The organism is Acinetobacter baylyi DSM 14961 = CIP 107474 (assembly GCF_000368685.1).
Classification (GTDB): domain Bacteria; phylum Pseudomonadota; class Gammaproteobacteria; order Pseudomonadales; family Moraxellaceae; genus Acinetobacter; species Acinetobacter baylyi.
Genome location: NZ_KB849627.1, coordinates 455,086 through 470,825 on the forward strand (window position 1 = coordinate 455,086; position 15,740 = coordinate 470,825).

A 15,740-nucleotide genomic window follows, 5' to 3' on the forward strand; every position below is an offset into this window, starting at 1 on the left:
TAGTCTTTACGCTATATATTTTGACATAAAGCTCATTAAAAAAAATGAGCTTTTAAAAATTGTTACTCGGTTTTAACATTAAAATGGGACAGGACAATGAAAGGTTACCAACTCACCTGTTTTGGGATGATAAAAACTAAGCTGTTCTGCGTGTAAACACAAACGAGAAACCAATTGTTGATCTGCTAACGAAGCATACAATGTATCGCCAACAATAGGATGTCCGATGTATTGCATATGTACTCTGAGTTGATGCGAACGTCCAGTAATGGGCGTTAAACGCATTCGTGTAACCATTTTTCCATTGAGCTCGAACTGCTCTAGCGCCTGCCATTCCGTTTGTGCAGGTTTATGATGTGCTGGATCTGCGATATGCAATGGAGGTCGTGCTGCATCGTATACGACAGGCACATCAATTAGTCCTTCGCCATACACCTCACCCACCACCAATGCCTGATAAATTTTGTCGGTTTGACGTTCCTGAAACTGCCGCGAAATTGCACTTTGAGCCATTTTATTTAGACCAAATACCAAAATACCCGAGGTATCGCGATCTAGACGATGAATTAATAACGTTTTAGGTTCAATCTCGACAAGGCGTACAAGCAGGCTATCAAATAATGCATCACCCTTGCCTGGAACACTGAGTATACCTGCTGGTTTATGAATAACCATAAAGTCATTATCACGATGAATCAGATAATCGGTGAGAAAATTACTCAATGTTTTCTTCCAAAGGCGATATAAAAATCAGCCGGCAATGATAAAAAGCTTCGATCAGAAATACAATGCAAAAACAGCATTTTTCATCAAGTTTTAGTCGTATCTTTTAATAAAGATCAGATTCAACCATAATTCATCGTGTTCTATTTAGCATTTATGATATTTGCTGAAAAAAATCATGAATGGCTTTTTGCGCAATCTCCGCATCTTCAAATGCTTTGGCACCTGAAACGCCCATCGCTCCAATTAACTGACCTTCATACATGATTGGCTCTCCACCTTCAAGCATTCCTGTAACACTTTCAAGGGTAAGAAAACCCATTTGACCATTACGAATAATATCTTCATAAAATTTAGAGGGTCGGCGGCTCATTGCAGAACATTTGGCTTTTTCAAGACTGAGGTGTGCTGTTAATGGCGTTGCACCATCCATACGCTTCATTAACAACAAAGCGCCTGCTTCATCTACAATCGAAATACTCATATTGAAACTACGCTGCGCAGAAAGCTCAACAGCACGATTCATAAGAATTTCAGCATCTGCTAGTGTTAAATAATGTTTGGTTTTCATAAGCCTAACTCCAATAAAAAAAGCCCGAAATCGGGCTTCTTCAGATGATCTGCTATTTCATTTCTGCAAATGTTTCTTTTGCAGCTTGAATGGTCAACTCAATATCTTCATCGCTATGAGCGGATGAGATGAAACCTGCCTCAAATGCAGAAGGTGCAAGATTGACTCCACGCTCTAACATACCATGGAAAAATTTCTTAAATGCGTCTGTATCACAAGCCAGCATGGAATCAAAACTGGTGATATCTTCCTGATCTGTAAAGTAAAGACCAAACATACCACCTACTTGCTGAGTTTTAAATGCAATCCCTGCTTCATTCGCAGCAGCCTGTAAACCTGTAAGCAATTTTTGGAGTTTGGCCTCAAGCTTGCTATAGAAATCGGGTTCGCGTAAATGCTTGAACATGGTAATACCTGCACGCATCGCCAGTGGATTACCAGATAAAGTACCCGCCTGATAAACACCGCCTAAAGGTGCAATACATTCCATAATCTCGCGCTTACCACCAAATGCACCCACTGGAAGTCCTGCACCAATAATTTTACCTAAGGTGGTCAAATCTGGTTTTACTTGGTAAACAGACTGCGCTCCGCCCAATGCCACACGAAAACCTGTCATCACTTCATCAATGATAAAGACTGAACCATATTCGTCACATACATCGCGGATTGCTTGCAAGAATCCATCAATTGGTGTGACCAAATTCATGTTGCCTGCAACAGGTTCTACAATCACACCTGCAATTTCATGACCAAACTTTGCGAAACATTCTTTAAGTGCTTCAATATTATTGTAAGGCAGTGTCAATGTATGTTTGGCAAAGTCGACAGGTACACCTTTCGAAGTTGGTTCACCTTCACCCAAAGTTAAAAGCCCCGAACCTGCTTTGACTAATAGCGAATCTGAATGTCCGTGATAACACCCTTCAAACTTAACAATCTTGTCTCGTCCCGTATAACCACGTGCCAGACGAATTGCAGTCATCGTGGCTTCTGTACCAGAATTGGTCATACGCACCATCTCGATAGATGGCATGATGTCGCAAATGATGTCGGCTAGCGTGGTTTCGTGCACAGTGGGCGCACCAAAGCTCAAACCATCTACAGCAGCAGTTTGCACGGCTTGAATAATATCTGGATGAGCATGCCCCAAGATCATTGGCCCCCAGGAACCAACATAATCGACATAGCGTTTATCGTCTTCGTCCCAAAGATAAGCGCCTTGCGCCTTTTTGATAAATACCGGAGTTCCGCCTACACCATTAAATGCACGTACAGGTGAGTTCACACCCCCTGGAATATGTTTGCTGGCTTGCTCAAATAATTGCACTTGTTTTGGAGATAAACTCATGAATACTCTCGATATCTATATAACTTTAACTATACATTTACAGCAGATGAAGTCTCTGCAAATAAAGCAGCCCACGCATTGATTCGCGTAGGAATATCCTGAACTGAACGACCTAATATATCACTAATTACTGCGCAAAGGTCAGCACCACTTTCAATGACGACCTTCGAGTTTTCAACGGTTAAACCACCAATCGCACAGATGGGTGTATTAAATTTTTGTCGAGCCTGCTTAATCACTTCAATTCCTACATTCCCCGCCTCTGGTTTAGTCGCTGTTGCATAGACTGCTCCGAAAGCAATATAGGTTGCACCATCAGCAATGGCTTTCTCTGCCAACACGAGCGAATTTAAACAGGTACGACCAATGACAGCACCAGAAGTTAATCTGTTTACAGCATCACTGATTTCTCCATCAGACTGCCCAAGATGGACACCTAAATCAAATTGAGCAGCCAATACCAGATCATCGTTAATGACAAAAGGAACCTGATAGGCTTCACATAGCACCTTGATTTGTTCGACTTCAAAAGCTTGATCGGTCTTAGGCACTTTTTTACGCCGATACTGCAAAATCGCGATATGTCCAGTGGATAATGCGATTTCTAATTTGTCTAATAACAGCTCAAGTGGATCATCATTGGTAATGAGATATAGACCGCGCATTCACTCAATTCTCGACATTTCTGATAAGTACAGTATAACAAATTCGACACAACTGATTTTTATAGCAATTGTATTTTAATCATAAAAAAAACCCGAATAAATCGGGGTTTTTTTGAATCTGAGCCGAACTTAGAAGCGGTAGCCCACACCTAAATAAGTCACGATTGGATTAATTTCAATTTTGCTTGAACCTTGTACAAATGTGACATTAGCAGGATTCACAACATTGAGATTTGCATGGGTACTTAGGTGTACATAGCTCACTGAAGCCGTTGCAAACCAGTTAGGCGTAATATTGTAGTCTGCACCAATAAACGCAACTGGCGCTACCGCATCATCAATATCGACATTACTGATGGTTCCACCAAGAGGAGCAATTTTAGCATTTACTTCTGGATTAAGTTTAAAATCACGGAAACTTGCATACATAAAACCGGCACCTACATATGGACGGAACTTATTGTTTACACTTCCAAATGTATATTTACCAGTCAGCACTGGGCTATAAACTTTTACATCCCCAACTTTGCTAAAGCTATCAAGATTTAATGCGCCAGCTAACAATTGTCCCTTACCTTGAATGTCGACCTTAGGTGGAACACCCAAGATCAAACCAACTGTCACATTATCATTGACCAAATAATCTAACTTAAATTCTGCAGTATCAGCATTGTCCAATTCAAAGCCTGCAGCTGAATTGAAGGTATTAAAATAAGGAATTGATGATGTAGAATTTACACCCTGCTTGGTGCCTTGTGGCATGATATGAGCCCAACCCGCAGAAACAGCAAAGTTATTGCCATCCGAAGTCGCTGCCTGTGCGCCAAAGCTGGTTACGAGTAATGCAAGTGGTAAAAGTGCTGTTGTTAATTTTTTCATCAGAATACGTCCCATATTATTTCATCCAAAGGCCAAGGCATCCTAGCCTTTATAGATACACAGATATTAGAATAATTAAATGAAAGATCAACTGGAAAACTCAATATTTCGTAACTGAGTAGTCGCTTTATGATCCAATTTAACTTTCTTATCCTCTTTTAACTTGAAATTTTATCTAAATCACGATTTTTAAGACTGATATTACCTCTCAATACATCTGAAAACATCTTCCAATCAGAGATAAAACTATATAGTGGTTGCTTAAAGCTGGCTGGTTTATTTTTTTCAAAGATAAAATGTCCGACCCAGGCACAGGCATAACCAGAAATAAGTCCATAAACTACATATTTTGCTTTACGACGACGAATCGCTTGAGTAAAAAAATAAAGTCCGATACTGCTTCCTGCAACATGTAAGCGTCGGCTCATGATATTTCGATGTTCTGTCAAATAGAAACGATAAAACTCATGGTAGTTTTTAATAGGTGAATTAACGTTATTCTGGCTGCTATCTTGAGCTAACTTCGCTGGCGCGTTCATTCTCATCGTCCTATGATCATTTTTTATCACCTTACTCCAAAAAAATTGAGAAAAAAAGTTTTTTAATTGACGCGCTGTCCATGTTTTAGATGGTCTATTTAAAAACAAAACAATACACTACCTGCATTTTCATGCAGCAAATATCAAGACATAATTATAGGCATGGTGATATTCTTATTTACATTGACAAACTATTAGAAATAAAGAAGTTTAGGAGTATCAAGATGGTCGAAATCGAGCTTAAGTTTCAGCTTCCAGAAAGCAAAAAAAAGAGTCTATTACAGGCATTGAAGCCTAAAACAGCAGAAAAAATTCGACTTCAAGCCAAGTATTACGATACGCCAGACCGACTTCTCGCAAAGAATCATGTGGCATTAAGATTACGTCTTGAAGGCGATCATTGGGTTCAAACATTTAAAGCAGCGGGAAAGAATCACCTAGAACGTATTGAAAGTGAGATTCATCTGGGTAAATGCGAGCTTGAACCTGAACTAGATTTAAGCCTGTTTGAAAATAATAAAACTGTTAAGGATCGTTTGGAAGAAGTTCTAGGTGATCATCAAGATGAACTTAAATTTCAATTTAAAACAGATGTGGAGCGCACTTTCCGAATTTTTCAGATAGAAGATACAGCCATTGAAGTTTGTCTTGATGACGGTATCGTTTCTACCTCCGATCAATCTGAGAAAATTTGTGAAGTCGAGTTTGAACTTAAATCTGGTTCTGCCGAACAGCTCATATTATTTACTCAGGAATGGGTTAAAAAATATCAACTCTGGTTGGATGTGCGTAGTAAAGCCCAGCGTGGAAACTTACTGGCGACCCAACAAAAAACCTCACCTGCAACCAAAGCCAGCACCTTATTCCTCCATAAAAAGTCCAGTGCTGATTCTGCTTTACGCCAAATGATTGCCAATGCTTTACAACATTTACTTCCGAATGCGGCTTTTATTGCTGAAGGTGTTGCTGAGCCTGAGCATATTCATCAAGCACGCGTTGCAATTCGACGTTTAAGAAGTGCGCTGAAAATTTTTGGTTCATGGTCTTTAGAAACAGATGATCGCTGGGAAGCACAGTTGGCTGAAATTTTCCAAATACTTGGAGATTCGAGAGATATTGATGCGATTCGGGACGATGTTTTACCGCAACTTGTCGCTGATGGCGCTCCTTTTTCAGAGTTAGTGTCTAAACAAACGTCAACAGCGAAAAAACAGAGCTTATTTGTTCAACCAGAGCAAACTTGCCTGCTACTGCAACTCCTTGCGTTTACCTATCATGACCGTGAAAATATAGATCACAAGAAAACGAAACTTAAAAAGACCATATCAAGAACATTAAATCAAATGCATAAAAAACTGATCAAAAACGCAAATGATTTTGAAAAACTCAGTATTGAAGAACGTCATCGTACGCGGAAAAAAGCTAAACGTCTGCGTTATAGCGTCGAATTTATTTCGAGCTTATATGATACAGACCTGATTACTTCTTATTTAAATGAGTTACAGCATGTGCAAGAAATGCTTGGGCAATATAACGATCTGCATATTGCCGAGCAATTTTTTGAAAAAAATAGTGCCCAACATCCAGAATACTGGTTTGCAGTGGGATGGAGTAAAGCCAAACAAAGCCATCTTATTGAACAATCTGCACAGGCTTTACAGCAATTTGCGCAAGTAAAACCCTTCTGGTGATCACGATATTGGAGCTAAAAAAATAAATTGAGTATCTCGAATCATCTACTAGCAATATTTTCCAAATACTTTCCAGACTCCATTGTTCGCAATGGGGTCACTATAACTGTCATTACGCTGTTTCCTCGGTTTATCTCTAGCATCTACCAGTTTAAAATCTGGTTCGACACTCAGTATGATGCCATTCATATAAAATCGGGTGCGCGTATATTCACTTTGTCGGTGTTGAAATACGTAAGTTCTCAAATCGATGAATTCTCGATGTGCCACCAATGCAGCAGTGTCATCACTGTTTAGCCACGCTTGCATAGCAAGCACCTGATCCATCTCAAAATGCCCACATTTTTCTTGCAAGCTGGCGACTCCACGAAACGTTTTGGATTCTTTGGCTCGGGTTTTATTGATCCGAATTCGATCTACATGAAAAAAGAATAATGGCAAGTTCAGATGGCTGGGTAAATGAATGGCATCTAATATCTCATCTTCCATAAAAGGTTGGAATAAAATTTGAGCACGCTCTATAAGCGGCTGCCATTGTTGATAATAACGCTCTACCTCTGACACTAAACCATAATAGATGGGCAGCCCCTCTACCGATTCAAGCATTTGGGGTGGCCATATATGCTGGCGAAGCAAGGCAATGTCATTTTTTAGATTTTGTATTGCGATGGCATCTTGCATGCTATTCTCGATCATTTGCTTAGGCTATTTAAAGACTATGACAAAGGTTTAGTTTCTACAAGGCTTTCACGTATAATATTGCTCTCATTTGTGTTGGAAAGAACCATGTCTCAAAAGATTGATGCCACAGATATCACCGAAGAAGAAGCTTTAAATGCTGTTTTTTTTGAGCGTGCGGATGATTTTATCAAACTGGCTAATGATTTTTGTCGCCCAAAACAGGGAGAAAAACCAGATCCAGCAGAATTACGTGGTCAAGTCAGTGCAGCAATGCTGTTTGCAACTGCACGTTTTAATACGTGGGTTGCTGCCAATAATTTTAAAGATGGCAATGAAATGCGTGATGCCAAAGATCAGGTCATGTCTTATTTGATGCAACAATTCCAGATGATGCTCGAAGATAATTTTGAAGAATATTGTGAGCAATTTGAAAACTATTTACGCTTTCGTAAAAATGAAGATTTTCATACACATAAACATGATCATTAAAAAAAGCCCTACAGGGCTTTTTTTAATGATTCAAATATTTATTTGAAATCTGGATTCTTTTGGGCCTGACCGAATTGATCAGCCATGACTTCAACGAAATGATTCAAATTGATATATTTTTTGATGACCTGATCAACATCATTTTTATGGAGTACCATAAATTGTTGGTCCCGTCTAATACGATCCAGCAAAGTTTTATTGTGCTCTAACTGATGGTTCAACATATAATGAATATTGCGTTCATCTTCAAGTGAAGTCACTCTTTTCTTCATGATATCTGCTTTCGCCGCTTCCACCTCTTGCTCAGTGACTCCATTTTTCAGAAGATCTTTCAAAACTTGGTGAATCGACGCTGAAACCTGTTCGCCACGGCCTGCAGTATAATTCGCCTCAATAGTTAAAGCCCCAATGTTATCGTCTGCATCCAGATTAATATCACTGCCAAACCCATAAACCAGCGCATTTTTCTCACGTAATGCTACAGCTAGACGAGACGAGATTTGCGAACTTCCCAAGATATGCTCAAGCACCAGTAAAGCTGGAGCATCAGGATGTTCAATGCCTACAGGCAAGGTCAATAAACTTTGATAATTTCCAAAATCACGCTGTTCAGACAATGCATGAACTTTTTGTGCAGGATAAGCTGTAAAAGTAGACGATAGTCTCTGATACGGCTGCTGTGTATTCCAGCCAGCAAAATTTTGATCTAAGTACTGTTTCATCTTGGTAGGATCAAAATCACCTGTTATGGCAATACGTGCATGATTCATTGCAAAAAATTGATCATATAAGGCTTTCACCTGTTCCTGAGTCACCGTATTTAATTCATCTTTTGCAAGTACAGGTTCGAAATGATAACGCAAATCACCAGGTTGATAAGTTTCGACTAATCTGGCCATCGTGAGTGCAGCAACGGTTTCAGGTTCGGTATAAGGACGGTCCAGACTTGCCAGACTCTGTGACTTGATCAAATCAAATTGTGACTGTTCAAAAGATGGATGCTTCATCACATCAACCATATAGCTAAAAAACTCAGGAAATTTTTCTTTCTTTGCCTGAATATTAATGACAAAACCATTATCTGAAACAGTTGCTGTCGCAGCGCCTCCTGCTTCAATCGCCTTATCTGTCACTTGTTGCAAGCTGGCAGATTTTGAACCACGAAGCAATAGATAAGAGGTAATATCTAAAACTGTTCCCTTTTTGAATAGTGATTTTTCATTACCAAAATCAGTTGTTAATGTCGCATAGATCCGATCATCACGGGTTTCTGTTGGAAACAATGCATATTGCATTCCATTTTTCAGTTGACCGCGTTGTATTTTCTTTTCATTCATTTGTGCTTCTTGTTTGGCACGTTGGCTGAATTGTTGAATCTCCTGTTTATAGGTTTTGATATCTTTGACTGGTTCGACAGGGGTGACTTGCTGATCGAGTGTTTTTAATGTGCTGGATGCCGCCTGTTGTTGTAGTGCTTTTTTCTGACTTTCAGGGGTAGGTTTGATATCACCTGAAATCCGATGTTCTGCATTAAACAAGTTATGATAAAGCTGATTAATGTCTTCAGGCTTTAATTGCTTAAGCTGATCAATATCATAAAAATATTGATCCCAATTTCCATGAGTAGATACGATGTAATCGGTTAATCTTGAACCCAATGCAACAGGATCTTTCATGATCAGTTCAGCTTGTGTTTGCATCAGCTGTTTCACTCGATTCACTTCTGCCTCACTAAATGGCTGATGTGACTCAACTTTAGAAGTTAATATTGTCTCGACTTTTTGCGTATCTTGGCTAGGTGAATACATTGCACCTAAAAATACCAGATTAAAGTCCTGATCTAACCAAGTTGCTCCTTGAACACTTGTGGCAATCCCTGTCTCAACGATATCCTTATACAAACTTCCACTGGGTTGCATCGTATATAAAAGCGGTGCCAATGCTAGTGCTGGTTGAACTTTCCGATCCGCATGATTTATATACATATGAAATTTTGCCAGATCGCTGCCCTTTTCCACGGTAAAGTTACGTGGTTGAATTTTACTTGAGTCTAGCGCTGGTACTTTTACACTTGCAGGAATTTGTCTAGCCGAGATTGGACTAAAATATTCATCAACTGCTTTTAAAACCTGTTGTTTATCAAATTTTCCAGTGATCACCATCACAGCATTATTAGGCGCATACCAAGTTCGATAGAACTGCTCAAGCTCATTCATTTTAATCGACTTGAGCTCTGCCAAATCGCCTATAGGTAAACGTCCAAGATACTGATTCCCATAAGCCGCTTTAAACATCTGATCCATCAATACAGCAAATGGCTGATCTAAACGGATTTCACGCTCTCGTTTAACAATTTCAATTTCGGAAGGAACAAACTTTTCCTGAAGTACCAATTTGTCCATACGTTGTGATTCCAGATAGAGCACTTCATTTAAGGCTTGCTGCTCTGGACGTACAATATTGGTATAACGTGTCGAGTAATATTCGGTGCTGGCATTGGTCATCAGCGTATATTGATCCAGACGGCGCTGAAATGCCTCGCCTTTTACATCTTGTGTTCCTTTAAAGGCAAGATGTTCCAAAAGATGCGCCAAACCGCCCTTACCTTTAGGATCGTTGAGTGATCCAGTGAAATAAATGGTATTTACAAAGACCTTACTTTCTTTCTGATTAGGTGCAAGTACCACCCGAAAACCATTATCTAATTTATATTCTTCTATATCCTGCTGTGTTTTTATTAAGACCGCCTGTGACCAAGAAAGTGTTGTTAAACCGATTAGACACAAAGATAAGCTGAGCTGTTTAAAGCGCGTAATCATAAATTTCCCAAAAACATAAAATAATAACAATCATTTCAAATGATTCTGCATACTAGAAAATCTTATCCATTTTTTATAGTGATTTTTTGAAACGATATGATTTATAACAGCTAATCATCATGCAATTTTAAGTTTTGATTCCGATAAAGGCCGCAGTTACCCGAAAAAAGATAAGCCAGCAAACACGTAATTACTGCATATTCAGCAATTGAAACACCAAAAAGCTCAATAGCCAAAATAATTGAAGTTAGAGGGGCTTTACTAGCACCTGCAAATAGGCTGACCAAGCCTAACCCTGCCAGCAATGAAATAGGTAATGGCAACCATTGTCCCAATGCATTGCCTAGTGTAGTTCCTACAAAAAATAACGGCGTAATCTCCCCACCTTTAAAGCCAGAACCCAATGTGGTCGCAGTAAAAATCATTTTTCCGATGAAATCGGTAATGGGTAAATCATGATAAAAAGATGCGATCATGCTGTGCACCCCCAAACCATTAAATGTTTGCGCACCAACGATCAAGGTCATTAACATAATCAAAATACCACCCACCATAGGGCGAAATGGCATGAAGCGAATGTAACGATTCAGTTGTTTGCTCACGAAATGAATCGAGGCAATAAAAATCCTGGCAACAATCCCAAAAATCAAACCTGCAACCATCAGGCTAATAATGACAACACTGGTCAGCTCTGGAAAGCTTGAAACCACATAATAATGATGTGGATGTACAATATGAAAAAATTCAGGAACTTGTGAGGCAATTACTGCAGATACAAAACATGGGAAAACCGCCGAATAACGTAGTTTACCTAACGAGGTAATTTCCAGCCCATATATGGCACCTGCCAGCGGTAAACCAAATATGGCAGCAAAGCCAGAGCCAATACTCGCAATCAGAAATATCTTGCGATTATCGTGAGGAACTTTAAATACTTGAGTCAGATGATCTGTTAATGCACCCGATAACTGTACCGCAGGGGCTTCTCGCCCTGCCGATCCACCAAAAATCTGAGTCAAAATTGCACTAATAAAAATCAGTGGGCTCATACGCTTGGGAATAAATGCCTTGGGCTGATGAATCTCATCAATCAGTAAATGAGTGCCTTTCTCGATCGGCGTACCATAATAATAAAAAAGATAACCCATCATTAAGCCAATGAATGGCAAGAAATAGATCAGCCATGGATAAGCCATACGTAATTTATTGGCGAGATCAAAACAGGCAAATATAAGACTGGACGAAACACCTGAGATCAATCCGATCAGTATCGACACAACAATCCAATAGCCAGTATATTGAATAATTTCACGGTATTCTGACGATGGGAATATTTTCATATCTCTCAGTTACACAATCGGCCTGTACAGGCAAGATCTCAAGTTATTTTGTCTTATTAATTTTAACACTGAACCGCATAGTAACACTTAAGTAGAACTTAAATACATGGCCAAACTGTATGTTTAAGTTCACTTATATTTTATCTGATTTTTAAATATTCAAATAAACCTCACTCTGCATGTATAAAACAGCATAGCCTGAAATTTCAATCCGCTCATTATCGAGCATACGGCAATACAACTCTCCACCACGGCTTGATGCCTGATAAGCAATTAATTCGGTTTTATTCAGCTTTTCTGCCCACAAAGGGACAATCGCGGTGTGAATAGAACCTGTCACAGGATCTTCATTGATTCCAATTGCTGGGGCGAAATACCGTGATACACAATCATAAGACCCCAGATTAGTTGCGGTAATCGCAACGTCCAGCATCGCATCTGAGGCTGTAACGGCGGTACGCAATTGCCCTAAAGATTTTAATTTAACCAAATCTGGTTGCTCATCAAGTACATCCTGAACAGATTCGTATTCAACAATATAAGCCTGAGGGTTTAAATATACCGCTTTAATTGGTTTATGCAGTGCTTCATCTAGAATTGTAGGATATTCATCTAAACGCTGGGCACGACGCACAGGAAAATTCATCAGGATTTTTCCGTCTTGTGCCTGAGTCACAATAAATACACCCAGATTTTTTACATGAAACTGAATGGTTTTGGCAGATGTAAAATCCTTAAACAATACGAATGCACTAGCCAAGGTCGCATGTCCACAAAACGCGACTTCATTCGTTGGTGAAAACCAGCGGATTTCATAATTTTCATGATCTCGAACTTTAACAAAAGCAGTTTCTGATAGATTATTTTCGAGTGCAATCGACTGCATCAATGCATTATCCAGCCAATCCTGCACAATAATTACTGCTGCTGGATTGCCTTTAAATAAGTGCTGAGTGAAGGCATCAACCTGATACATTTTCATGAATATGATCTCTTGTTTGTTTTAGTTTATTTTCGCAATTATGAAGTAAAATAACAGATACAATATTTTTAAAAAAACCAGCACAGAAAAAAGCTCTAGAACGATCTAGAGCTTTTTGAATTAAATCTAAGAGTGATCCAGTGTGACATCATCACGGTCAAAAACTGATTTATCCGTCTGTTTTAAAATTTGACTGGTCACCATCCCGGCAGTCATTGAACCATTGACATTTAACGCGGTACGTCCCATATCAATGAGTGGCTCAATCGAAACCAGAAGCGCTACCAGTGTGACAGGTAAACCCATCGCAGGCAAAACAATCAAAGCTGCAAATGTTGCACCGCCCCCTACGCCAGCCACCCCTATGGAGCTGAGCGTAACAATACCCACCAAAGTCGCAATCCAGATAGGATCCAGGGTATTAATTCCTACAGTAGGTGCAACCATTACTGCCAACATGGCTGGATATAATCCTGCACAGCCATTTTGACCAATTGTGGCACCAAAAGAGGCTGAAAACGTAGCAATAGACTCAGGTACACCCAAACGGCGGGTTTGCGCTTCGATATTTAAAGGAATACTGGCAGCACTCGAACGACTGGTAAATGCAAAGGTGAGTACAGGCGCTACTTTTTTAAAGAACTTGATGGGTGAAACCCCAACAAAGATCAAAATAAGTGCATGTACAACAAACATAATGCCAAGCCCCAGATATGAAGCGACTAAAAAACTACCTAGATTTAGGATATCAGCGACATTTGAGCTTGCGACCACTTTAGTGATCAGTGCAAATACACCATATGGCGTCAATGTCATCACTAAACGTACCAGCTTCATCACCCACGACTGCAAAGTCTGAATCGCGGTTAAGATTCGTTGTCCTTTGGCTTGGTCATCTCGAATAAGATGAATTGCTGAAATACCCAAAAATATCGCAAAAATCACCACACTAATAATGGAGGTAGGATTTGCGCCTGTGAGTTCAGCAAAAGGATTACTCGGAATAAAAGATAAAACCATTTGTGGGACAGTAAGGTCAGTCAATTTACCGACATAATCTGACTGAATTGCATTCAGTCTGGCTGTTTCAGCAGCACCTTGTATGAGACCTTGGGCAGTCAAACCAAATAAATTGGTCATGAATACACCAACAAGTGCAGCAATTAAGGTGGTCAATAATAGTGTGCCGATACTATAAAAACTGATTTTCCCTAACGCCGATGCTTCATGCAATCTGGTCACAGCCCCTAAAATAGAGACAAACACTAAAGGCATCACCACCATCTGGAGCAGTTTTACATAACCATTACCTACGATATTAAACCAACTGATCGACTCGTTGAGAATTGGGCTGTCGCCCCCATAAACAAGATGAAGACCCAAACCAAATACCACACCCAGTATTAAACCAGCTAATACTTTTTTCGCCAGACTCCATTGTGTTTTTCTGGTTTGGGCTAGCAAAAATAGCATGGCAATAAACAGAACAATGTTTATGATTAGAGGCCAATTCATCCCTCCACTCCTAATTTTAAATTTACGATTTTTTTGAAACTTCAACTATTTGATCACAGCTAGAATAGTTCAAGCTAGTTTTTTATGAAGTTGCACGATTTAATATGATGTAGCAGCTTGGCGTCATTTAACTATAAGTGACTATTTTATTTATATAATTTTAATTCAATTACTTATATTTAAAAAATGATAAAAACCTCCCGATATGAGAGGTTTGATCATATTATGTCAGTTAATCATCCATATGCTTAATGATGGCTTGCCCAAACTCTGAACAGGTTAATAGAGTTGCGCCTGGCATTAAACGCTCAAAATCGTAAGTCACTGTTTTGGCTTCAATCGCACCAGATATACCTTTGATGATCAGATCAGCTGCTTCTGTCCATCCCATATCGCGTAGCATCATTTCTGCCGATAAAATAATAGAGCCTGGATTTACTTTATCTTGCCCAGCATATTTCGGTGCTGTTCCATGGGTTGCTTCATAAACAGCAATTGCACCACCAATATTGGCACCTGGTGCAATCCCAATTCCACCCACCTCAGCAGCAAGTGCATCTGAAATATAATCACCATTTAGATTGAGGGTTGCAATGACTGAATAATCGGCTGGACGCATTAAAATTTGCTGCAAGAAAGCGTCTGCAATGACATCTTTAATCACAATATCCTTGCCTGTTTTGGGGTTTTTAATTTGAACCCATGGCCCACCATCGATCAACTCTCCTCCAAAACGCTCGATTGCAAGCTCATAACCCCATTCTTTGAAAGCACCTTCGGTATATTTCATAATATTGCCTTTGTGTACCAAAGTAACACTTGGCTTATCATTATCGATGGCGAACTGAATCGCTTTTCGTACCAGACGCTGGGTTCCTTCTTTAGAGACCGGTTTAATTCCAATCCCACAGTGTTCGAGAAAACGGATTTTTTGAACACCCATTTCTTCTTGTAAAAACTGAATGACTTTTTTTGCCTCTGGAGAATCTGCTTTCCACTCAATGCCAGCATAAATATCTTCTGAATTTTCACGAAAAATCACCATATCGGTGAGTTCAGGGTGTTGTACAGGACTTGGTACACCTTCAAACCAGCGTACAGGTCTGACACAAACATATAAATCTAGTTCTTGACGTAAAGCCACGTTGAGTGAACGAATACCTCCACCCACTGGCGTGGTAAGCGGCCCTTTAATTGAAATGACAAATTCACGTAATGCTTCAAAAGTTTCTTCAGGCATATAGCTGCCATAGATAGTATTTGCTTTTTCACCGCAGTATACTTCCATCCATTCGATCGAACGTTTGCCGCCATAAGCTTTGACAATCGCAGCATCTACCACTGCCTTCATAGCTGGTGTAATATCCACACCAATACCGTCACCCTCAATGAAAGGAATGATCGGATGGTTTGGAACGTTAAGTGACAGGTCTGCATTGACTTTTATTCTGTCACCATCGACAGGCACCACGATCTTCTGATAACCCATTGTACA

At 39.7% G+C, this 15,740-nt stretch carries 14 protein-coding genes; 2 read left to right on the forward strand and 12 right to left on the reverse strand.

Annotated features, from left to right (window positions below; translation table 11 throughout):
* Nucleotides 1-78: 78 nt before the first annotated feature.
* The 6 genes from F952_RS09200 to F952_RS09225 all read right to left on the reverse strand — a co-directional run bounded on the left by F952_RS09200 (nt 79) and on the right by F952_RS09225 (nt 4,734).
* Nucleotides 79-723 (reverse strand): RluA family pseudouridine synthase, encoded by a 645-nt coding sequence (locus F952_RS09200; RefSeq protein WP_004926121.1) that lies wholly within the window; start codon nt 721-723, stop codon nt 79-81.
* A 154-nt stretch (nt 724-877) separates the two neighbouring features.
* Nucleotides 878-1,294 (reverse strand): GlcG/HbpS family heme-binding protein, encoded by a 417-nt coding sequence (locus tag F952_RS09205; protein WP_004926125.1) that lies wholly within the window; start codon nt 1,292-1,294, stop codon nt 878-880.
* A gap of 52 nt (nt 1,295-1,346) precedes the next feature.
* Nucleotides 1,347-2,645, reverse strand: a complete 1,299-nt coding sequence (gene hemL, locus F952_RS09210) for a glutamate-1-semialdehyde 2,1-aminomutase (protein ID WP_004926139.1) — start codon at nt 2,643-2,645, stop codon at nt 1,347-1,349.
* 29 nt (nt 2,646-2,674) lie between these two features.
* Complete coding sequence (thiE, locus tag F952_RS09215) at nt 2,675-3,310, reverse strand: thiamine phosphate synthase (RefSeq protein WP_004926142.1); 636 nt, start codon at nt 3,308-3,310, stop codon at nt 2,675-2,677.
* Between the two features lie 129 nt (nt 3,311-3,439).
* The gene (locus tag F952_RS09220) at nt 3,440-4,189 is read right to left on the reverse strand and encodes an OmpW/AlkL family protein (RefSeq protein WP_026056924.1); all 750 of its coding nucleotides are present in this window, start codon (nt 4,187-4,189) and stop codon (nt 3,440-3,442) included.
* Nucleotides 4,190-4,347: 158 nt separating this feature from the next.
* Nucleotides 4,348-4,734 (reverse strand): Mpo1-like protein, encoded by a 387-nt coding sequence (locus F952_RS09225; RefSeq protein WP_227499421.1) that lies wholly within the window; start codon nt 4,732-4,734, stop codon nt 4,348-4,350.
* A 218-nt stretch (nt 4,735-4,952) separates the two neighbouring features.
* Between F952_RS09225 and F952_RS09230 the strand changes: the two genes are divergently transcribed.
* Nucleotides 4,953-6,419 carry a CYTH and CHAD domain-containing protein gene (locus F952_RS09230; protein ID WP_004926150.1) on the forward strand — a complete coding sequence of 489 codons (1,467 nt, stop codon included), beginning with the start codon at nt 4,953-4,955 and terminating at the stop codon, nt 6,417-6,419.
* A gap of 48 nt (nt 6,420-6,467) precedes the next feature.
* On the opposite strand, the gene F952_RS09235 is transcribed toward F952_RS09230, so the two are convergent.
* Nucleotides 6,468-7,100, reverse strand: coding sequence for a hypothetical protein (locus tag F952_RS09235; RefSeq protein WP_004926151.1), 633 nt, complete (start codon nt 7,098-7,100; stop codon nt 6,468-6,470).
* A 105-nt stretch (nt 7,101-7,205) separates the two neighbouring features.
* On the opposite strand from F952_RS09235, the gene F952_RS09240 reads away from it, so the two are divergent.
* On the forward strand, nt 7,206-7,589 hold the full coding sequence (locus tag F952_RS09240; protein ID WP_004926153.1) for a DUF3144 domain-containing protein: 384 nt from the start codon (nt 7,206-7,208) through the stop codon (nt 7,587-7,589).
* A 38-nt stretch (nt 7,590-7,627) separates the two neighbouring features.
* Here the strand turns inward: F952_RS09240 and F952_RS09245 are convergent, their stop codons facing one another.
* From F952_RS09245 to icd, 5 genes are all read right to left on the reverse strand, one after another.
* Entirely contained in the window at nt 7,628-10,408 is a 2,781-nt protein-coding gene (locus F952_RS09245; protein ID WP_004926155.1) for a M16 family metallopeptidase, read from the reverse strand.
* A gap of 110 nt (nt 10,409-10,518) precedes the next feature.
* The gene (locus F952_RS09250; RefSeq protein WP_004926157.1) at nt 10,519-11,748 is read right to left on the reverse strand and encodes a voltage-gated chloride channel family protein; all 1,230 of its coding nucleotides are present in this window, start codon (nt 11,746-11,748) and stop codon (nt 10,519-10,521) included.
* Between the two features lie 151 nt (nt 11,749-11,899).
* Nucleotides 11,900-12,730 (reverse strand): PhzF family phenazine biosynthesis protein, encoded by an 831-nt coding sequence (locus F952_RS09255; RefSeq protein ID WP_004926159.1) that lies wholly within the window; start codon nt 12,728-12,730, stop codon nt 11,900-11,902.
* A 126-nt stretch (nt 12,731-12,856) separates the two neighbouring features.
* Complete coding sequence (locus tag F952_RS09260) at nt 12,857-14,245, reverse strand: L-cystine transporter (RefSeq protein WP_004926164.1); 1,389 nt, start codon at nt 14,243-14,245, stop codon at nt 12,857-12,859.
* A 232-nt stretch (nt 14,246-14,477) separates the two neighbouring features.
* The gene (gene icd, locus F952_RS09265) at nt 14,478-15,734 is read right to left on the reverse strand and encodes an NADP-dependent isocitrate dehydrogenase (RefSeq protein WP_004926166.1); all 1,257 of its coding nucleotides are present in this window, start codon (nt 15,732-15,734) and stop codon (nt 14,478-14,480) included.
* Nucleotides 15,735-15,740 lie beyond the last annotated feature (6 nt).